The organism is Thermocrispum sp. (assembly GCF_002919275.1).
Taxonomy (GTDB): domain Bacteria; phylum Actinomycetota; class Actinomycetes; order Mycobacteriales; family Pseudonocardiaceae; genus Thermocrispum; species Thermocrispum agreste.
Genome location: NZ_PKFA01000037.1, coordinates 14263 through 34686 on the forward strand (window position 1 = coordinate 14263; position 20424 = coordinate 34686).

Sequence of the window (20424 nt, forward strand, 5' to 3'; positions counted from 1 at the left end):
CACCGATCCGCCGAAACAGGTCTCGATACGACGGCGGCCCGCAGGACCACGACTGCAAGGCAGTCGATGGCTCCTGCGGGCCGCCATGCTGTCGGTGCTCGACCAGGCGCTAACCCTTGTCCTTTCCGGCAGCACCCGCCTCGGTGTCCTCCAGCCGGACGCCCGGGGCCTGCTCTTCCATCAGGTCCGCGGTGACGACCGTGCCGGTGCCCTTCTTGCGCTGGCGCAGCCACTTCTCCAGCCAGTTGGCGAACGTGGTGAGGATGGAGTTGAGCACGAGGAAGATGACCGCGATGGCGGTCAGCGTGGCGAGCACGCTCGGCCGGTAGTCCGAGGTGGGCAGCGGCCGGAACTGGGCCATGACGTCCTCGAACCGGATCACCACACCACCGAGCGCGGTGTCCTTGACGATCACCACCAGCTGGCTGACGATCGCCGGGAGCATCGCAGTGATCGCCTGGGGAAGCAGCACGGACGTCATCACCTGGCTCCTGCGCAAGCCCAGCGCCTCGGCCGCCTCCGACTGGCCCCGCGGCAGCGAGACGATCCCCGCGCGGACCACCTCGGCCAGCACCGAAGCGTTGTACAGCACCAGGCCGGTGACCACCGCGTACAGCGGCAGGATGTCCGTGTCCACGCCGGTCAGCCGGTACAGCTCACGGGCGAAGAGCATCAGGATCAGCACCGGGGTGGCGCGGAAGAACTCCACCCACACCGCGGCGGGCCAGCGGATCCAGGCGTGCTGCGACAGCCGGCCGATGCCCAGCAGCACGCCGACGGGGAGCGCGATGAGGATGGACAGGAACGCCGCCTGCAGCGTGTTCAGCAGGCCGGGCAGGAAGAAGTCGGTCCAGACGCCGGCTTCCAGCAGCGGGGTCCAGTTCTGCGCATCGAGCTGGTTGCGCTCGGCGAGCTGGTCGAGCAGCCACCAGGCGGCGGCCACGACCGCGGCGACGAACAGCACGGTGTAGACGACGTTGCGCTGTCTGGCCCGGGGGCCGGGGGCGTCGTAGAGGACCGAAGCCTGCTGCGTCATCGCTTCACACTCACCTTCTTGGCCACCCAGCCCAGGAACATGCCCATCGGCAGGGTCAGGATCACGAAGCCGACCGCGAACATGGCGAACACCAGCATCACCTTGTCGCTTTCCCGCTCGATCATCGCGGCCATCAGCCCGGCGGCCTCGATACCCGCGATGGAGGCGGTCACCGTGGTGTTCTTGGTCAGGGCGATGAGCACCGAGGCCAGCGGCGCGATCACCGAGCGGAAGGCCTGAGGCAGCACCACGATGCGCAGCACCTGGAAGAACGTCAGGCCGAGCGCCCGCGCCGCCTCGGCCTGGCCGATCGGCACGGTGTTGATGCCCGAACGCAGCGTCTCGCAGACGAAGCAGCTGGTGTAGGCGACGAAGCCGAGGACGGCGACCCGGAAGCTGATCTCACGGCTGTCGCTGCCGCCGAGCGTCCACAGCAGCTGGTCGGCCAGCACCATGGAACTGGCGACGATGATGACCGTCAGCGGGATGTTGCGGACGACGTTGACGTAAGCGGCGCCGAAGGCGCGCATGACCGGAACGGGGCTGACCCGCATCGCGGCCAGGATCGTGCCCCAGATCAGCGATCCGATCGCCGAGAAGAAGGTGAGTTCGATCGTCACCCAGAACGCGCCGAGTATGCCGCCGTACTCCGCGTAGAGCGGCTTGTCGAGAAAGTCGAACACGGTGTCTCCCAGACCGCGAGTGGGCATGCCAGGGCACAGCCGGCGTGCCACCGACCCGGTCGGCGGCACGCCGGACTGTGGTCACGGACAGGTGCTCAGTCCTCCAGCTGGGGCGGCTCGGGGATGTCGTAGTCGGCAGGGCCGAGGTACTTCTCGGCGGCCTTCTGCCAGTGCCCCTCGTCGATCCACTTCTGGACGGCGGCCTTGACCTTGTCCTTGATGTCGCTGTTCTTGGGCAGGCCGACGCCGTAGTGCTCGTCGGTCAGCTTCAGGCCGAGCAGCTTGAACTGGCCTTCGTTCTGTGCCGCGTAGCCGGCCAGGATGGTGTCGTCGGTGGTCAGTGCGTCGATCGCCTTGCTCTTCAACGCGTCGACGCACTGCGAGTAGCCGTTGTACTCCTTCAGGTCGGCATTCTTGGCCAGCGTCTCCTTGACGTTGGCGGCGGACGTCGACCCGGTCACCGAGCACAGCTTGATCTTGGCGGTGGCCAGCTCTTCCTTGGTCAGGTCCTTGAAGTCCTTGCGGACCAGCAGGTCCTGGTGGGCGATGAAGTACGGCCCGACGAAGTCGACCACCTCTTTGCGCTCGTCGGTGATCGAGTAGGTGCCGACGATGTAGGCGACGTCGCCGTTCTTCAGCATGTTCTCGCGGTCCTTGGAAACCGCCTCTTTGAACTCGATCTGGTCTTCCTCGTAGCCGAGTTCCTTGGCGATGAACTTGGCCAGCTCGACGTCGAAGCCGGTGTAGGTGTCGGCGCCCTGCTTCTGGCCCATGCCCGGCTGGTCGAACTTGATGCCGACCTTGATGGTCTCCTTGTCGTCGCCACCGCCGCCGGGGTCGGCGCACGCGACGAGCGCAAGGGACGCGGCGGCGATCGCCGCACCTGCTCGCAGTACTCGACTGATCCGCATATTCGCTGTCTTCCTTCCGGTTGGCCACCGGCCCCGCCGGTGTTCCGGCGGCGCCGAGGTGGGTCTAGTGGGTGAGGATCTTGCCGAGGAAGTCCTTGGCACGGGCGGAGCGGGGGTTGGTGAAGAAGTCGTCGGGGGTGGTGTCCTCGACGATCTCCCCGTCGGCCATGAACATGACACGGTCGGCGGCCTTGCGCGCGAACCCCATCTCGTGGGTGACCACGAACATGGTCATGCCCTCACGGGCCAGCCCGGTCATCACGTCCAGCACCTCTTGCACCATCTCCGGGTCGAGTGCCGACGTGGGCTCGTCGAACATCATCACCTTGGGCTTCATCGCCAGCGCCCGGGCGATCGCCGCGCGCTGCTGCTGTCCGCCCGACAGCTGGGCCGGGTACTTGTGCGCCTGGTTGGCGATGCCCACCCGCTCGAGCAGCTCCATCGCCGTCTTGCGGGCCGTCGCCTTGTCCTGCTTGCGCACCTTCACCGGGGCCAGCATGACGTTGTCGAGGATCGTCTTGTGCGCGAACAGGTTGAACGACTGGAACACCATGCCCACGTCGGCGCGCAGCTGCGCCAGCGCCCGGCCCTCGGCGGGCAACGGCTGGCCGTCCACCTCGATGGTGCCGGAGTCGATCGGCTCCAGCCGGTTGATCGACCGGCACAGCGTGGATTTGCCGGAACCCGATGGGCCGAGCACCACCACGACCTGACCACGCGGAACTTCGAAGGTGATGTCCTTCAGCACGTGCAAGTCACCGAAGTACTTGTTCACCGCCGTGGCTTTGATCATCGGCGTGGCTGACGATGTCTGCTCGGTCATCTACCCTCCAGCGGGTTCGCGGGCAACCCGCACCTGTTCCCACATCTGTTGCGACTCCACGTGATCTAACACCCCGCCGCGGGGTGAGTCGCCGTATTGGCGACAAACCGAAACCGACGTGTCACTTTCGACCTCGTGCGATGTCATCCGTTCGGAGTACCAGCGGCCACTCTAATGACTAACGGTTCGCACCGTGCGTCCGGTTCGTTCCCACGGCGCGTCGCCGCCATCGCATCATCACCGACGTGCCCGGTTGCCGCCAGCTCAAGCCGCGGACGAGGCAGCATCCGGCGCGGTGAACCGAGGGCCTACCCTGGATGCGTGGCGCTCACGTACCAGATCCGCACCTTCGGCTGCCAGATGAACGTGCACGACTCCGAGCGTCTGGCAGGCCAGCTCGAGGAAGCGGGCTATCGGCCCGCAGCCGAGGGCGAACAGCCCGACGTCGTCGTGCTGAACACGTGCGCGGTGCGGGAGAACGCCGACAACCGGCTGTACGGCAACCTGGGGCATCTCGCCGCCGCCAAGAAGGAGCGCCCGAACATGCAGATCGCCGTGGGCGGCTGCCTGGCGCAGAAGGACCGCGGCGAGATCGTCAAACGCGCGCCGTGGGTCGACGTGGTGTTCGGCACCCACAACCTCGGGTCCTTGCCGGTGCTGCTGGAGCGTGCCCGGCACAACAAGGAAGCCCAGGTGGAGATCCTGGAAGCGTTGGAGACGTTCCCGTCCACGCTGCCCGCCCGCCGCGAGTCCGCCTACTCCGGGTGGGTGTCGATCTCGGTCGGCTGCAACAACACGTGCACGTTCTGCATCGTGCCCTCGCTGCGCGGCAAGGAGCGCGATCGCCGGCCGGGGGAGGTGCTGGCCGAGGTCGAGGCGCTGGTCGCGGAAGGCGTGCTCGAGGTGACGTTGCTCGGGCAGAACGTCAACACCTACGGTGTCGAGTTCGGCGACCGGCACGCGTTCGGCAAGCTGCTGCGCGCCTGCGGCTCGATCGACGGCCTGGAGCGGGTGCGGTTCACCTCGCCGCATCCCGCCGCGTTCACCGACGACGTCATCGACGCGATGGCCGAGACGGCCAATGTGTGCCCGCAGCTGCACATGCCGTTGCAGTCGGGGTCGGACAAGGTGCTGCGCGCCATGCGGCGGTCGTACCGGTCGGCCCGCTTCCTGCGCATCCTGGAGTCGGTGCGTGAGCGAATCCCGGATGCGGCCATCACCACCGACATCATCGTGGGCTTCCCGGGGGAGACCGAGGAGGACTTCCAGGCCACGCTGGACGTGGTGCGCGAGGCCAGGTTCGCCGGGGCGTTCACCTTCCAGTACTCCAAGCGGCCGGGGACACCCGCCGCGGAGATGCCCGACCAGGTGCCCAAGGACGTCGTGCAGGAGCGTTACGAGCGGTTGGTCGCGCTGCAGGACCAGATCTCCTGGGAGGAGAACAAGGCGCTGGTCGGCAAGAAGGTCGAGGTCCTGGTGGCCACCGGGGAAGGACGCAAGGACGCCGAGACGCACCGGATGAGCGGCCGGGCACGGGACGGCCGCTTGGTGCATTTCACGCCCACCGGGCCTGCGGTCGACCGCGCGGTGCGTCCCGGGGACGTCGTCGAGACCACGATCACCTACGCCGCCCCGCATCATCTGGTGGCCGAAGGCCCGGTGCTGTCGCACCGGCGCACCAGGGCGGGTGACAACCACGAAGCGGGGCAGCGTCCCCACACCAAGGGCATCAGCCTCGGGCTACCGGCGTTCGGCAGGCCGAAGCCGGTGCCGGCGAGCGGAGGCTGCTCGGCATGCTGACGGACGAGAATCCCGCGTTCGAGTCACCCGCGTCCGGTGACGGTCCGGAGTCCGGGCACCGGTCCCGTGCGCAGGGTGGCGGCGATGCCCAGGATCCGGACGTGGCCCAGCTGGCCAGTGAGATCGACGAGATCGGCCGCAGCGCCGCGAAGCGGATCGACCCCGGCCCGCGTGGGTTGTTCGTCGCCGTGCTGGTCTTCGTGCTGATGGTCGCCCAGCTGCTGCCGTGGGTGGGGGACTCGGCGGGCTGGGAGGTGCTGGTGTACGGCGAGGACGGGGCGATCCCGCGCCTGTTCGCGGTCACCTCGACCGCTGCAGGCATCGTCGCCTCGGTGCTGACCCTGCTCACCCGCCGCTGGTGGTTGTCCTGGGTGAGCGCGGTCGGCAGCTGTGTGGCCGCGGTGGACGGGGTGCTGGCCATCTGGTCCCAGCAGTCCGCGGGGGCGTCCGGTGAGGCCGGGGCCGGGCCGGGCATCGGCATGGTCGTCGCCGTGGTGGCGATGTTCATGCTCGCCGTCGCCTGGTTGCGCACCGCGTGGTCACGCGTGGACTGAAGCCGGCAAGACGTGCGGGGCCCGGGCGCGCCGGCCCGGGCCCCGGTTCGCCGTTCCAGGTCACCGGTCGGCCAGCGCACGCTCCGCGGTGGCCAGCCACTCCCGCCACTGCGCGGCTTGCTGCTCCGCCTCCTCGGCACGCCGCGTGTCGCCTGCGGCGCGGGCCTTGGCCGCCTGCTCCTCGAACTGCTGGACCCGCTCGCGGAACTGCTCGGCGCGGGCTTGCGCCTCCGGGTCGGTCCTGCGCCAGCGCGCTTCCTCGGCGGCGCGCACCTTGTCCTGGATCGCCTTGAGCCTGCCGTCCAGCTCGCGGACGCGGTTCCTGGGCACCTTGCCGATCTCGTCCCACTGATCCTGGATCCTGCGCAGCTGCGCCTTCGCCGCTTCCAGGTTGGCCGACGGGTCGATCTTCTCCGCCTCGGCGAGCAGCGCCTCCTTGCGCTTGGCGTTCTCGGCGAACTCGGCGTCCCGCTCGGAGAACACCTCGGCCCGGCGGGAGAAGAACGTGTCCTGGGCCGCCCGGAACCGCTGCCACAGCTTGTCGTCGGTGTCCTTGGGCGCCCGGCCCGCCGCCTTCCACTCCGCCATCAGCTCGCGGAACCGGGCGGCCGTCGGGCCCCAGTCGGTGGAGTCGGCCAGCTGCTCCGCCTCGGCGATCAGCTCCTCCTTGCGCTTCTTCGCCGCCGCCCGCTGCCGGTCCAGCTCGGCGAAGTGCGAGCCGCGCCTGCGGTTGAACGCGTCCCTGGCCTTGGCGAAGCGCCGCCACAGCTCGTCGTCGGTCTTGCGGTCGACGCCCTTGATCGTCTTCCACTCCTCGAGCATGTCCCGCAGCCGATCGCCCGCTGCCTTCCACTGGGTGGAGTTCGCCGCGATGTCCTCCGCCTCGGCCACCAGGGCCTGCTTGCGCTCGATCGCCGCCTGCCGGGCGGCTTCCCGCTCCTGCTTGACCCGGTCGATCGCTTGTTCGGCGTGGGCGATGACCTGGTTCAGCCGGGCGCGCAACGCCTCGATGTCGCCGACGACGGCCGCTTCGTCCAGCCCGTCGCGCAGGTGCACCGCCGACTGCAGTGCCTGCCTCGGGTTGCCGCTTCCGGAAGCCAGGCGCGTCTCCAGCAGCTCGACTTCCGTGCGCAGGTCGTCGAAGCGGCGGGCGTAGTGCTGCAGGCCTTCCTCCGGGGAGCCCGCTTGCCACACCCCGACGGCGCGTTCGCCGTCGGGAGTCCGCACGAAGACGGTGCCGTCTTCGTCGACGCGTCCCCACCGCTGCGGCTCCGCCTCGGCGTGCGGCACCGGCGGTGCCGCGTGCGCGATGCTCACGTGCCCGTGCAACACCTCACTGGGGGCAGGGGCACTGGTTGACTGCTGTTCGGTCGCCTTGTCGTCGGCCATGGCCGGCTCCCTTGTCTGACTGCGTGCCGTGCGGGTGGACCCCGCAGGCGCCCCGCCGTGCGGCGGGGCCGGACTCTGCTGCACACCACTATTCCGGTAGTAAGTCCGAATTCAAGCAGGTCAGTCACGAATGCGGTACTCGGGAACCGTCCTCGGTGCTCCCGGTAGCCTCGAGCTGACGCCGGTACCAGCCACACGGTGTGCCGAAAACGACGCCGGCGCGGAGGAGTTCGATGATCACGCGGGTTGCGGTCGTACCGAACCCCCCGCTGCTGGTTCCGGAACTGGTGCCCGGCTCGGTGGCGGACACGGCAGGGGTGCGCGACGCCGTACTGGAGGCGGCCGCGTGGTTGGCCGAGGAATCAGAGCACTGGCTGGCGATCGGAGTCCATGACGGTCCACGCCGGGCGGTGCCGCCGTCGACGCGCAGCACCTTCGCCGGATACGGCGTCGACGTGCCCGTGGCCCTTTCGGACGAGCCGGGCGGGGAAGTGGAGCCGGATGCCCCGCTGCCCGCGCTCGTGGCCGGGTGGCTGCGTGGGCAAACCGGTGCCACGTCGGTGCACGTCGAGTTGGTGCCGCCCGGCTATCCGCCGGACGAATGCATCGGCTTGGGGAGGCGGCTGGCGGACGCGGCGCAGCGCTCGGCAGTCCCCGGACCGGGTGTGCTGCTCGTCCTCGGCGACGGGTCGATCCGGCACGGCGAACGCGCACCGGCCAGGCCGGACGAGCGGGCTCCGGCCTTCGAGGCACGCGTTGCGGCGGCACTCGCCAAGGCCGACGCCGCGGCGCTGAGCAGCATCGAGCCGGAGCTGGCCGCGGACATGGGGGCGATGGGCCGCGCGGCATGGCAGGTCGCCGCCGGGGTGCTCGGTGACGACCGGTGGGTGAGCAAGCTGTTGTACTCGGATGCACCATTCGGGGTGGGCTACCACGTCGCGACCTGGGAACGACCGTGACCGAACCTGCGCTTTCCCCCGCTGCCGAGGACGCCGGGGCGGACGCCGCCGGCCTGCGCCCGGTGGCCATCGTCGGTCCGACGGCGACCGGCAAGTCGGACCTGGCCATCGAACTGGCGCTGCGCGTCGGCGGGGAGGTCGTCAACGCCGATGCGATGCAGCTGTACCGGGGGATGGACATCGGCACGGCGAAAGTGCCACCCGCCGAGCGGCGCGGCGTCCCACACCACCTGCTGGACGTGCTGGAGGTGACCGAAACCGCGTCGGTTGCGGCATTCCAGCGTGACGCACGGGCGATCATCGAGCGCCTGCTGGCGCGCGGAGTCGTGCCGGTGGTCTGTGGTGGCTCGGGCTTGTACGTCCGAGCGATCGTCGACGATCTCCGCTTCCCGGGGACCGATCCGGCGGTACGGGAACGGCTGGAACGCGAGGCGGCACGGCGAGGCGCCGAAGCCATGCACGCCAGGCTGGCCGAGCTGGACCCGGCGGCCGCGGTGGCGATCCTGCCCACCAACGCGCGCCGGATCGTGCGGGCCCTCGAGGTCATCGAGATCACCGGCAGACCGTTCTCGGCCACCATGCCCAAGCCGGGGCCGCCGCGCTACGGCACGGTGCTGATCGGCCTGGACCGCGACCCGGACGAGCTGGACGCGCGGGTGGACGCCCGCGTGGAGCGCATGTTCGCCCACGGCTTGGTGGACGAGGTCCGGCGGCTGCTGCAGCGTGGCCTGCGCGACGGCAAGACGGCGTCCCAGGCGCTGGGCTACAAGCAGGTGATCGAGGCGATCGACGGTGACGGTGACTTCGCCGCAGCGGCGGAGGCGACCGCGCGGGCGACCCGGCGGTTCGTGCGCCGTCAACGGTCGTGGTTCCGCCGGGACGACCGCATCACCTGGCTGGACGCCGGCGATCCCGATCTGCTGACCCGCGTGGTGAAGCTCGTCGAGGACAGGCCGTAGCCTGGCGTGGTGGGTATCGGTTTCGTCAAGGGCCACGGCACCCAGAACGATTTCGTCGTGCTCCCCGACGCAGGCAATGCGCTGGACCTGACGGCGGCTCGTGTGCGGGCGTTGTGCGACCGGCAGCGCGGCCTGGGCGCGGACGGGGTGTTGCGGGTGGTCCGCGCCTCCGCCGCAGGCCTGGAGGGCACCGCGGCCGACTGGTTCATGGACTACCGCAACGCGGACGGTTCGGTGGCCGAGATGTGCGGCAACGGGGTGCGTGTGTTCGCCCGTTACCTGGTCGAGGCCGGGCTGGTGGACTCGAGGGAATTCCCGGTGGCCACCCGGGCCGGTGACCGGCAGGTGCGGGTGCACGACGACATGTCGGTGACGGTGCACATGGGAACGGTGCGGGTGACGGGCAGCTCGTCGGCCAAGATCGGCGGTGTCGAGGTGCGTGGTCTCGCCGTGGACGTGGGCAACCCGCACCTGGTGTGCCTGGTCGACGCGGATGTCGACACGTTCGATCTGCGTGATCAGCCGTGGTACGACGAGGCGGATTTCCCGGATGGCGTGAACGTCGAGCTGGTCAACCGAGCTGACGGGGCGCTGCGCATGCGTGTCCACGAGCGTGGTGTGGGGGAGACCCGGGCGTGCGGCACCGGCACCGTGGCCGTCACGGCCGCGGACCTGCATCTGCTCGGCGAAAGCGAGGGGAGCCGGGCGGTGCACATGCCCGGCGGGCGTGTCGAGGTGCGCGTGGCCGGCGGCGAGGCGACCATGACCGGCCCAGCCGAGTTCGTCGCCTCGGGCGAGATCGCCGATGCCTGGTGGGCCGCGCAGCGGTAAAAGATTCGTCGTCACGGCCGGGCCGTGGGACGATGGAGGTGTATGACAGAGACGAAGAACTGGCGCGATGCGCCGGAAGCAACGGACCAACGGCCCGGCACGCTCGCCGACGAGGCCGACGAGCCCTCGGTCGGCGAGCTGGAGAAGGAAGGGCGTGCCGCGCTCCGGCGGGTCGCAGGCCTGTCCACCGAACTGCACGACGTCACCGAAGTCGAGTACCGCAAGCTCCGCCTCGAGCGCGTCGTGCTGGTCGGCGTGTGGACCGAGGGCACTGCGCAACAGTCGGAAGCCTCGCTCGCCGAGCTCGCCCGGCTGGCCGAGACGGCGGGCTCGCAGGTGCTGGAAGGCTTGGTGCAGCGGCGGAACCGGCCGGATCCGGCCACCTACATCGGTTCCGGCAAGGTGGCCGAACTGGCCGACGTGGTGCGCTCCACCGGAGCCGACACGGTGATCGTCGACGGGGAACTGTCGCCCGGCCAGCTGCGCCAGCTGGAGGAGAAGCTCAAGGTCAAGGTCATCGACCGGGTCGCGCTCATCCTGGACATCTTCGCCCAGCACGCGCGGTCCCGGGAGGGCAAGGCGCAGGTCGAGCTGGCCCAGCTGCAGTACCTGCTGCCGCGCTTGCGTGGTTGGGGTGAGTCGCTGTCCCGGCAGGCAGGCGGCCGGGCGGGCGGCGCCACCGGTGGTGTCGGTCTGCGTGGTCCCGGTGAGACGAAGCTGGAGACGGACCGCAGGCGCATCAACAAGCGGATCGCCAAGCTGCGGCGCGAGATCGCGGCCATGGAGACCGTGCGACGCACCAAGCGCAGCCGCCGGGAGGCCAACGAGGTGCCCAGCGTGGCGATCGTGGGGTACACCAACGCGGGCAAGTCGAGCCTGTTGAACGCGATCACCGGCGCGGGTGTGCTGGTGGAGGACGCGCTGTTCGCCACGTTGGATCCGACGACGCGGCGGGCGCAGACGCCGGACGGCCGCACGTTCACGCTGACCGACACGGTCGGGTTCGTGCGTCATCTGCCGCACCAGCTGGTCGATGCGTTCCGGTCGACGTTGGAGGAGACCACCGGCGCCGACCTGCTGCTGCACGTGGTGGACGGTGCCGACGCGGCGCCCGAGGACCAGGTGGCGGCCGTCCGGCAGGTGCTGCGGGAGGTCTCCGAGCACCAGGGCGTGCCGTTGCCGCCGGAGCTGGTGGTGATCAACAAGGCGGACCTGGCGGGCGAGGTGAACCTGATGCGGCTGCGGCATCTGCTCCCGGACGCCGTGGTCGTCTCGGCACGCACCGGCCAGGGGCTGGACAAGCTGGTCGACGCGATCGCGGACCGGCTGCCCCGGCCCGCGGTGATGGTCGACGCGCTCGTGCCGTACGCGCGTGGCGAGCTCGTGGCCCGCGCGCACGCCGAGGGCGAGGTGCTGGTCGAGGAGCACAACCCGGAAGGCACTCGGCTGACCGCCCGGGTCAAGCCCGACCTGGCCGCGGCGTTGAAAGAGTTCGCCGTCGATGGTGCCGCCACGCGCTGACCGATCCGGTCGGCGGACGCGGCTGACCGTGGGCGCAGCAGTGGCCGTGGTGATCGGCATTGCTGCCGGGGCTCCGGTGAGCACCGCGGCGGAGGTGCCGGCGCCGAAGACGTTGTGCACCGTCGACGACCCCCGCCTGCCCGAGCTGTCCGGCTTGGCCTCCAACGGCCGCGAGCTGTTCGCCGTCAACGACGGCGGGACACAAGTCGAGGTCATGGTGCTGGATCGTGAATGCACCGTCCAGCGCACGATCACCGCAAGCATCGATCCCTACGACGTGGAGGATCTGGCGCTCGACGCCAACGGCGTGCTGTGGCTGTCCGACACCGGCGACAACGGCAAGGCCCGGGAGACCGTGGCGCTGATCGCGGTGCGGCCGGACGGCAGCGCCAGCCTGCATCGGCTCACCTATCCGGACGGCCAGCACGACGCCGAAGCCCTGCTGCTGGACCGTCGCGGCACGCCGTACGTGGTGACCAAGAGTGTGCTCGGCCGGTCGGCGGTCTATCGGCCTGCCGAGCGCCTGCGCACCCCGGGGCCGACACCGCTGGAGAAGGTGGCCACCGTCAGCTTCGCCGTGACCGGCACGCCGGGCGGGCCCGACCAAGTGGGACCGATCGGATCGATGCTGGTCACCGGCGGCGCGGTGAGCCGAGACGGCACCGTCGTGGCGCTTCGGACCTACACCGACGCCTACCTTTTCCCGGCGCCCGACGGGAACGTGGTCGCCGCGCTGAAGCGTGAACCGGTGCGTGTCCCGCTGCCCGGCGAGCCACAGGGCGAGGCGATCGCGTTCGACCCGGACGGCACGCTGCTGGCCGCCGGCGAAGGGGTCGGCCAGCCCATCCGGGCGGTACGCAAGGCCGCGGCCCTGGTCGACGCGGCGACGTCCACCCAAGACGGCTCGTCCTCGGGCAAGGCTGGGAACAGTGACGCACCCTCCGAGTCGTCGTCCGGAGATCAGCAGCGGTCCAGGCTGCCTGCGCTGGTGGTCGCCACGTTGACTGCTGTCGTGCTGTGGTTCGGGCTGGGCAAGCTCCGGCGCAGGCGCCGCTAGCCGGCCTCAGAGGCGCCGCAGGACCGCGACCACCTTGCCGAGGATCGTCGCCTCGTCGCCCGGAATGGGGTCGTAGGCCTCGTTCTGCGGCATCAGCCACACGTGGCCGTCCTTGCGCTTGAACGTCTTGACCGTGGCTTCGCCGTCGATCATCGCTGCGACGATCTCTCCGTTGTCGGCCGTCGGCTGCTTGCGCACCACGACCAGGTCGCCGTCCGCGATCGCCGCGTCGATCATCGAGTCACCGGCGACGGTGAGCAGGAACAGCTCGCCCTCGCCGACGAGGTCCTTCGGCAGCGGGTAGATCTCCTCGACGGCCTGCTCGGCGAGCACCGGGCCGCCCGCGGCGATGCGCCCGACCAAGGGCACGTAGGCAGGCTCCGGCCGTGCCTGCTCGGCGGCGACTTCCTCCTCGGTGCTGCGCGGACGCTGGGGGAGGTCGGCCGGGACGATGCCCACCGCGCGCGGCCGGTTCGGGTCACGCCGCAGATACCCTTTGCGTTGCAGTGCCAGCAGCTGGTGCTGCACCGACGACGTGGAGTTCAGCCCCACCGCGTCGCCGATCTCGCGCACGCTCGGCGGGTAGCCGCGTTCGTCCACCCAGGAGCGGATGACCTCGAGGATCTGGCCCTGACGTGCGGTGAGATCGCTCGGCCGGGTGGTCCGCAGTTCCCGGACGTTGTCGTTCTTCCCGCTCGCGCGCCGCCGTGTGCCTTGCTTCGGCTGCTGTGCCACCGCTGTCCTCCCAGGCTGGTCCGCGACATCCGAGTACGTCGCGTCACCGACAGTAACGCGTGCCCTGGCCAAGTTCAAACACGCGTTCGAACGACACGCCGGTGAAGTCTCGATTTTGTCGGTCCCGCGTGGTACACATCGATCACGTGTTCGACGAACGCATGTTCGAACACTCCGGCGGCCGGACGCGAGCCGATGGCACGAAGGAGGAAGCATGACGGTCCTTGCGAGCGAGGGATGTCGGCGCCCCGTCGCCGTGCAGCCGCGAGGCGCCTGTCGGCGTACTTCCGAGGAGGCGTTGCGTCGTCCGCCTCGGGCGGGCCGCGTGGTGGCCAGTCCGCGGCGCACCGGCGTGGCGTGCGGGCCGCGTTCCGCGGCGCGGCAGTGGCGCGTGATGGTCGCGGTAGCCGTGGCGGTGGCCTGCGCGGTGGTGGCTTTCGGGCTGCTGCTCGGCGGTCTGGCGCACGGGGTGGCGGCGGAGGTGCCGGATCGCACGGCCATCGTGTCGATCGCCCCGGGGGAGACGCTGTGGGACGTGGCGGTCAAGTTTGCGCCTCACAGTGATCCGCGTGCGGTCGTCGAGCGCATCGAGGAGTTGAACGGCGTGTCGGCGGGCGCGGTGGCTCCCGGTCACGCGCTGACCGTGCCGGTCGAGTCGCGGGGCTAGCGGGGCGTGCCGCGACGGCAGGCCCCCGCTCGCGGGATCGGCTTCGCGCGTCGTGTCCTGCGCGTGTCGTGTCGGCTTGGCGGCGTCCTGTCGGCCGGGTGCCGAGGATCGTCGCAGTCTCCGCCGGGCCGTGTCGGCGACGGAGGGTGAGGGGGTGAATTCGTAGCGGACTTCACCCGCGTGAGAGTTGCGAAGTCGCCCCCGGCGTTCTAGTGTCGACCCCAACATGTAGTAGTTACATGCGTGTAGTTGTTCCACAATTTGGGTTGCTGACGAAGTAGTTGTCCACAGCAGGCGGTGGGTTGTCCACCGTCGATCCACAAGACGATCACCAATCCGCGCCCGGGGAGTCCAACGGAGGCAGGGCGTGTGATGGGTGGGCTGGTGCGTGGTCGTTGAGGTCCCGGAGGTCGCGGCATGCGGTGCCCGTTCTGCAGGCACGAGGATTCGCGTGTGGTCGATTCCCGGGAAGTGGATGACGGCCAGGCGATCCGGCGGCGCCGTGCGTGCTCGAAGTGCGGCCGCAGGTTCACCACGTCCGAAACGGTGGTACTCGCGGTGGTGAAGCGGTCCGGCGTCACCGAACAGTTCAGTCGGGAGAAGGTCGTCGACGGCGTCCGGCGGGCGTGCAAAGGGCGGCCGGTGAGCGAGGACGACCTGCAGCAGCTGGCGCACAAGGTCGAGGAGACCATCCGATCGGCAGGCTTGGCCGAGGTGCCGAGCCACGAGGTCGGGCTGGCCATCCTCGGCCCGCTGCGGGAGCTGGACGGGGTGGCCTACCTGCGGTTCGCGAGCGTGTACCGCTCCTTCGAGTCGATCGAGGACTTCGAGAAGGAGATCGCCGACCTGCGGGCCGCGATGGGTCAGGCGCAGGGCGACCAGGCGGACGACGACAGCGAAACGGCCAGCGACGGCAAGAAGTGAGCAAGGGCGCGATGCGCCTGCGCGCAGCGCTGGAGTGAGGGAGTTGGCATGACAGAGACCGTGGGGACGAGCCCTGCTTCGGGCAAGTCCGGGAAGTCCAGGGGAGCCAAGCGGACCGGACTGAAGCTCGAGCGGGTCTTCACCACCGAGGGCGTGCACCCGTACGACGAGGTCGAATGGGAGCAGCGCGATGTGGTGATGACCAACTGGCGGGACGGCTCGGTGAACTTCGAGCAGCGCGGTGTCGAGTTCCCGTCGTTCTGGTCCGTCAATGCCACCAACATCGTCACCAGCAAGTACTTCCGCGGTGTGGTGGGCTCGCCGACCCGTGAGCGCAGCCTGAAGCAGCTGATCGACCGGGTGGTGAAGACCTACACCAAGGCCGGCGTGGAGCACGGCTACTTCCACTCCGAGGCCGACGCGGAGATCTTCGAGCACGAGCTGACCTGGATGCTGCTGCACCAGGTGTTCAGCTTCAACTCCCCGGTCTGGTTCAACGTCGGCACGTCGTCCAAGCAGCAGGTCAGCGCGTGCTTCATCCTCTCGGTCGAGGACAACATGGAGTCGATCCTCAACTGGTACAAGGAGGAGGGGCTGATCTTCAAGGGCGGCTCCGGCGCCGGGCTGAACCTGTCCAGGATCCGCTCGTCGAAGGAACTGCTGTCCTCGGGCGGCACGGCGTCCGGCCCGGTGTCGTTCATGCGGGGCGCCGACGCCTCGGCGGGCACCATCAAGTCCGGTGGCGCCACCCGGCGTGCGGCGAAGATGGTGGTGCTCGACGTCGACCACCCGGACATCGAGGAGTTCATCGAGACCAAGGCCCGCGAGGAGCTGAAGATCAAGGCGCTGCGGGACGCCGGGTTCGACATGGACCTGGGCGGCAAGGACATCGTCTCGGTGCAGTACCAGAACGCCAACAACTCGGTGCGGGTCAGCGACGAGTTCATGCGCGCGGTGGAGACCGGGGGCAAGTTCGGGCTGCGCGCCCGCACCACCGGCGAGGTGATCGAGGAAGTCGACGCCCGCGAGCTGTTCGAGAAGATGGCCAGGGCCGCGTGGGAGTGCGCCGACCCGGGCATCCAGTACGACGACACCATCAACGACTGGCACACCTGCCCGGAGTCGGGGCGGATCACCGCGTCCAACCCGTGCTCGGAGTACATGCACCTGGACAACTCCAGCTGCAACCTGGCGTCGCTGAACCTGATGAAGTTCCTGCGCGACGACGGCACGTTCGACGCCGAGCTGTTCGTCAAGGCGGTCGAGCTGGTCATCACCGCGATGGACATCTCGATCTGCTTCGCGGACTTCCCGACCGAGTCGATCGCGGACACCACGCGCAAGTTCCGCCAGCTGGGCATCGGCTACGCGAACCTGGGCGCGCTGCTGATGGCCACCGGGCACGCGTACGACTCCGAGGGCGGCCGTTCGCTGGCGGCGGCGATCACGTCGCTGATGACCGCCACGTCGTACCGCCGGTCGGCCGAGCTCGCCGCGGTGGTGGGCCCGTACGAGGGCTACGCCCGTAACGCGGAGGCGCACCAGCGGGTGATGCGCAAGCACGCGGCGGCCAACGACGCCATCCGCACGCTGCACACCAACGACACGGCGATCCGCAAGCTGGCCACGCGCGAGTGGCAGCGCAGCATCGAGCTGGGCAGCAAGTACGGCTGGCGCAACTCGCAGGCCTCGGTGCTGGCCCCCACCGGCACGATCGGCTTCATGATGGACTGCGACACGACCGGCATCGAGCCCGACTTCTCGCTGGTCAAGTACAAGAAGCTGGTCGGCGGCGGGTCGATGCAGATCGTGAACCAGACCGTGCCGCGGGCGCTGAAGTCGCTCGGTTACCAGGACGAGCAGATCGAGGCCATCGTCGAGTACATCGCCGAGCACGGTCACGTGGTCGACGCGCCCGGTCTGCGGCGGGAGCACTACGAGGTGTTCGACTGCGCCGTCGGCGAGCGCGCCATCGAGCCGATGGGGCACGTGCGGATGATGGCCGCGGTGCAGCCGTTCTTGTCCGGCGCGATCTCCAAGACGGTGAACATGCCCGAGTCGGCCACCGTGGAGGACGTCAAGGAGCTGTACTTCCAGGGCTGGAAGCTGGGCCTGAAGGCGCTGGCCATCTACCGGGACAACTGCAAGGTGGGCCAGCCGCTGTCCACCGCGAAGAAGACGGAGGAGAAGGAGAAGGTCGTCGAGTACCGGCCGGTGCGCAAGCGCCTGCCGAAGAAGCGCCCGTCGCAGACGGTGTCGTTCACCGTCGGTGGTGCCGAGGGTTACCTGACCGCGGGCTCGTACCCGGACGACGGCCTCGGCGAGATCTTCGTCAAGCTCGGCAAGCAGGGCTCGACGCTGGCGGGTGTCATGGACGCCTTCGCCACGTCCATCTCGGTGGGCTTGCAGTACGGCATCCCGCTGGAGTTCTACGTGTCGAAGTTCCAGAACCTGCGCTTCGAACCGGCCGGGATGACCGACGACCCGGACATCCGGATGGCCACCAGCGTGCTGGACTACCTGTTCCGCAGGCTGGCGCTGGACTACCTGCCGTACGAGAAGCGGGCGTCGCTGGGCATCTTCACCGCGGAGGAGCGCGCGGCGATGGTCGCCAAGGAGCACGGCGCGGACGAGGAGGAGGTCGACCTGGAGGCGCTGCGCAGCGGCGTCGAGGCGTCGGCCACGCCGAAGCCGAAGGAGCAGTCCGCACGGGATCTCAGCGGCGCGCACACCACGCCGGAGCTCATGGAGCTCAAGCTCGGCAAGGCCGCGGACGCTCCGCTGTGCATGACGTGCGGTACCAAGATGCGGCCGGCCGGGTCCTGCTACGTCTGTGAAGGTTGCGGTTCCACGTCGGGCTGCAGCTGATCGTTCTGCGCTCCCCGCGCCTCGAAGGGCGCCGACGGCGGTTCGCCGGCCGGCGCCCTTCGTGTTGCGCCGCGGCTGCTGCGTTCCGCTGGTCACCGCCCTGCGTCAGGCCCACCACCTTCGCCCGCCGTCTTCGACCGGGGCGTGAAATGCGGCTTCACCCTGTCCTGCGTATTCGGCAGGGTCGACTGTCTTCGGTCACGTCGTGCAACGCGGCCTCGACCCGTCCTGCGTGTCGGGGCAGGTCGCCGTCTTCGATCGGGACGTGGAGTACGGTTTCGGCCGGTTTTGTGTGTTCGGCTGGGGTGACTGTTCTTGATTGCGTTACGGATGGCGGCTTCGACAGGTGCGTGTCGGGGCAGGGTCGCCGTCTTGGATCGGGGGCGTGGAATGCGGTTTCGGCCGGTTTTGTGTTCGGCTGGGGTGACTGTCCTCGATTGCGTCGCGGATCGCAGCTTCGATCCGCCCTGCGCATCCGGCAGTGGCCGCCCTCCCGACCGCGGCGCGGCTCGGGCCGGTGTGGTGACGAATGGCTCGTCCGGACGGGTGGTGTCCAGCGTCCCGGCCGGTGCCGAATCCGGACGCAGAACGCGGTTTTCGTCGTGATGCGTGGCCTTCGCTACGGCAAAAGGGCTGGCAATGTCCACACGGTTGTGGCTATCCGTACTCGGCCGATCAGGGTTAGCCTTCTGAGACTGTCGCTGTTGACCCTGATCGGGGAGGGTGCAATGCGGATCGCCGAGGTATTGCGGAAGAAGGGCTCTGACGTCGCCACGATCAGCCCGGACGCTACCGTCACGGAGCTGCTGGCGGTTCTGGCGGAGCGGAACGTCGGTGCGCTTGTCGTGGTCGAGAACGAGCGCATCGTCGGCATCGTCTCCGAGCGCGACGTGGTCCGGCGCGCGCACGAACGTGGCGCGGCGATCCTGTCCGCGAAGGTCGCCGAGATCATGACGACGGATGTGGCCACGTGCGATCCGGCCGAGACGGTCGACCACCTGACCGTGTTGATGACTCAGCGGAGGATCCGGCACGTCCCGGTGATCGACAACGGCCGCCTGTGCGGCATCGTCAGCATCGGCGACGTGGTCAAGAACCGGATGGACGAACTCGAGGAAGCGCAGAAGCAGCTGCAGGCCTACATCCTCCAGGGGTGACACCGCCCCCGGAGCCGCACGCCCCGATCAGGCGATGTCGGCATCGGCCGATCGCCGCTCCCGACGCCGCCTGAGTGCCGAGCCCAAGCGACCACAGCCGGAAAACCGGCCGACTCCGCTCGCTGCAGCTGACCACGGATCCCGGCTGCCAGGAGCGCAGCACCGGTTGTCTGCTCGTCGTACAGGCCGCTCAGCCCCAGCGCATCGGCCGCCAGCCAGGTCTGGCCGCGCAACGCCTACCGCGCGCTCCCGGATCTCCTCCGGTGACAGCCGGACCATCCCGGCCCATCCTGTCGCCAATCCGGCCGATGCCTGCGGGCGAGACCGTCCAGCTGCTTCCGTACCCCGTGACGCCGCGGCGTGCTCCTGCGACCCCGTCGTGATCGGCCAAGCCGGTCGGCGGGCGGCAGATCTGTCGCCGGGCGCGCAGCCCTGCCGGGTTGTCCACAAGGACCGGTTGTCCACAGCCTGCCCGGCGCAGGATTCTGCATGGCCACGCCGTCGCGCAGTCTGAAGACATGCAACGCGACACAGCCCGCGGCCGGAAGCCGGTCGTCAGCTTGCGAGGCCCAGCGGAGCTGCTGGCGGCGGTTCCCGGGTTGCTCGGTTACGTGCCGGAGGAATCCGTCGTCCTCATCGCGGTGGGCCCGGCAGGCCGCCATGTCACGCAATGCGTCCGCTGCGACATCCCGCCGCCGTCCCAGGTGTCCGTGACGGCCGACCAGCTGGCCGCGGCCACAGCGGAGGCCAGGCCGTCGTTCGTCGACGTGGTCGTCGTCGGTGGTGGCTCGCTCGGGCCGCGCGGTTCACCGCCGCGGCGTGACGTGGCCGAGGCGATCCGGTGCAGTTTCGGCGTACGGGGTGTCGCCCAGCCCGGTGCGTTCTGGGTAAGCAAGCTGGCTGCCGGCCAACGCTGGCAGAGCTACGACCATCCGGAAGTGGGTGGCGAGCTGCCCGATCCGGCCGGCAGCTTGCTGAGCGCCGAACTCGCCGGTCTCGGCCACGTGACCTTCGGCAGCCGGTCGGAGATGGTGGCGTTGTTCCGGCCGGACGCCGAGGAGACGCTGCGGCGACGCTCCGAGCTCATCGACCAGCGCATCGGCAAGCTTGCCGAGTGGACGCCGGAGGTCGGTGCCAGGGACGTGGTACGAGCGGTGCGGTTGAGCGCCGAGCCGGACATGTCCTTGTCCGACGAGGACGTCGCCGATCTTGCGATCGCGCTGTCGGATGCCCGGATTCGTGATGCGTGCCTGGCGATGGCCGTGCCGCCGAACTCTTCGCTGGCGCATCAGGCGGCTCGTCTGTGGCAATTCCTGGCACGCGCTCTTCCTGCACCGGAGCGAGCCGAGGCGGCATGTCTGGCGGCCTACGCTGCCTATCAAGGCGGGGACGGAACCCTCGCGCGGATCGCACTGGACACCGCGTTGGCGTCGAACCCGGGCCATGTGCTGGCCGGCCTCCTCGACCACGCGTTGCAGCGCGGATTCCATCCGCATCGGCTACGCGCTTTGGCCGAGCACGACGAGATGGGCCTGTGCGCTCGGCTGCGG

The 20424-nt window shown here is 69.4% G+C and carries 18 protein-coding genes; 12 read left to right on the top strand and 6 right to left on the bottom strand.

Going from position 1 to position 20424, the window contains the following annotated elements:
- Positions 1–109: 109 nt before the first annotated feature.
- From CXP56_RS08020 to CXP56_RS08035, 4 genes are all read right to left on the bottom strand, one after another.
- Positions 110–1036 (bottom strand): amino acid ABC transporter permease, encoded by a 927-nt coding sequence (locus tag CXP56_RS08020; RefSeq protein WP_051310229.1) that lies wholly within the window; start codon positions 1034–1036, stop codon positions 110–112.
- The gene (locus tag CXP56_RS08025; RefSeq protein WP_156899241.1) at positions 1033–1746 is read right to left on the bottom strand and encodes an amino acid ABC transporter permease; all 714 of its coding nucleotides are present in this window, start codon (positions 1744–1746) and stop codon (positions 1033–1035) included. The genes CXP56_RS08020 and CXP56_RS08025 overlap by 4 nt, the downstream gene beginning before the upstream one ends.
- Positions 1747–1814: 68 nt before the next feature.
- The gene (locus CXP56_RS08030; protein ID WP_028848150.1) at positions 1815–2630 is read right to left on the bottom strand and encodes a glutamate ABC transporter substrate-binding protein; all 816 of its coding nucleotides are present in this window, start codon (positions 2628–2630) and stop codon (positions 1815–1817) included.
- A gap of 64 nt (positions 2631–2694) precedes the next feature.
- The gene (locus CXP56_RS08035; protein WP_156899260.1) at positions 2695–3423 is read right to left on the bottom strand and encodes an amino acid ABC transporter ATP-binding protein; all 729 of its coding nucleotides are present in this window, start codon (positions 3421–3423) and stop codon (positions 2695–2697) included.
- A gap of 351 nt (positions 3424–3774) precedes the next feature.
- On the opposite strand from CXP56_RS08035, the gene miaB reads away from it, so the two are divergent.
- Together miaB and CXP56_RS08045 are read left to right on the top strand one after the other, a co-directional pair.
- Positions 3775–5253, top strand: a complete 1479-nt coding sequence (gene miaB / locus CXP56_RS08040; RefSeq protein ID WP_028848152.1) for a tRNA (N6-isopentenyl adenosine(37)-C2)-methylthiotransferase MiaB — start codon at positions 3775–3777, stop codon at positions 5251–5253.
- On the top strand, positions 5247–5807 hold the full coding sequence (locus CXP56_RS08045) for an Rv2732c family membrane protein (protein WP_245566675.1): 561 nt from the start codon (positions 5247–5249) through the stop codon (positions 5805–5807). Before miaB ends, CXP56_RS08045 begins: the two co-directional genes overlap by 7 nt.
- A 60-nt stretch (positions 5808–5867) precedes the next feature.
- Here CXP56_RS08045 and CXP56_RS08050 read toward each other — a convergent pair whose 3' ends face one another.
- Positions 5868–7196 carry a DUF349 domain-containing protein gene (locus tag CXP56_RS08050; protein ID WP_028848154.1) on the bottom strand — a complete coding sequence of 443 codons (1329 nt, stop codon included), beginning with the start codon at positions 7194–7196 and terminating at the stop codon, positions 5868–5870.
- 233 nt (positions 7197–7429) lie between these two features.
- On the opposite strand from CXP56_RS08050, the gene CXP56_RS08055 reads away from it, so the two are divergent.
- The 5 genes from CXP56_RS08055 to CXP56_RS08075 are packed head-to-tail and all read left to right on the top strand — an operon-like array spanning position 7430 to position 12523.
- On the top strand, positions 7430–8155 hold the full coding sequence (locus tag CXP56_RS08055; protein ID WP_028848155.1) for a class III extradiol dioxygenase subunit B-like domain-containing protein: 726 nt from the start codon (positions 7430–7432) through the stop codon (positions 8153–8155).
- A 53-nt stretch (positions 8156–8208) separates the two neighbouring features.
- Positions 8209–9114 (top strand): tRNA (adenosine(37)-N6)-dimethylallyltransferase MiaA, encoded by a 906-nt coding sequence (gene miaA, locus CXP56_RS08060; protein WP_286900616.1) that lies wholly within the window; start codon positions 8209–8211, stop codon positions 9112–9114.
- 6 nt (positions 9115–9120) lie between these two features.
- On the top strand, positions 9121–9945 hold the full coding sequence (gene dapF / locus CXP56_RS08065) for a diaminopimelate epimerase (RefSeq protein ID WP_084609256.1): 825 nt from the start codon (positions 9121–9123) through the stop codon (positions 9943–9945).
- A gap of 42 nt (positions 9946–9987) precedes the next feature.
- The gene (hflX, locus tag CXP56_RS08070; RefSeq protein ID WP_028848158.1) at positions 9988–11466 is read left to right on the top strand and encodes a GTPase HflX; all 1479 of its coding nucleotides are present in this window, start codon (positions 9988–9990) and stop codon (positions 11464–11466) included.
- Between the two features lie 28 nt (positions 11467–11494).
- Positions 11495–12523, top strand: coding sequence for a hypothetical protein (locus CXP56_RS08075; protein WP_051310287.1), 1029 nt, complete (start codon positions 11495–11497; stop codon positions 12521–12523).
- A gap of 6 nt (positions 12524–12529) precedes the next feature.
- Here CXP56_RS08075 and lexA read toward each other — a convergent pair whose 3' ends face one another.
- Positions 12530–13192, bottom strand: a complete 663-nt coding sequence (gene lexA, locus CXP56_RS08080; RefSeq protein WP_028848160.1) for a transcriptional repressor LexA — start codon at positions 13190–13192, stop codon at positions 12530–12532.
- 280 nt (positions 13193–13472) lie between these two features.
- On the opposite strand from lexA, the gene CXP56_RS08085 reads away from it, so the two are divergent.
- The 5 genes from CXP56_RS08085 to CXP56_RS08105 all read left to right on the top strand — a co-directional run.
- A complete protein-coding gene (locus tag CXP56_RS08085) occupies positions 13473–13925 on the top strand; it encodes a hypothetical protein (RefSeq protein ID WP_156899242.1) in 453 nt (150 codons plus the stop codon).
- A gap of 417 nt (positions 13926–14342) precedes the next feature.
- The gene (gene nrdR, locus CXP56_RS08090; RefSeq protein WP_028848162.1) at positions 14343–14849 is read left to right on the top strand and encodes a transcriptional regulator NrdR; all 507 of its coding nucleotides are present in this window, start codon (positions 14343–14345) and stop codon (positions 14847–14849) included.
- A 48-nt stretch (positions 14850–14897) separates the two neighbouring features.
- Positions 14898–17717, top strand: a complete 2820-nt coding sequence (locus CXP56_RS08095) for a vitamin B12-dependent ribonucleotide reductase (RefSeq protein ID WP_286900613.1) — start codon at positions 14898–14900, stop codon at positions 17715–17717.
- A gap of 728 nt (positions 17718–18445) precedes the next feature.
- Entirely contained in the window at positions 18446–18874 is a 429-nt protein-coding gene (locus CXP56_RS08100; RefSeq protein ID WP_028848164.1) for a CBS domain-containing protein, read from the top strand.
- 518 nt (positions 18875–19392) lie between these two features.
- On the top strand, positions 19393–20424 hold a 1032-nt coding region (locus CXP56_RS08105), incomplete at its 3' end, for a DUF4192 domain-containing protein (RefSeq protein ID WP_286900614.1).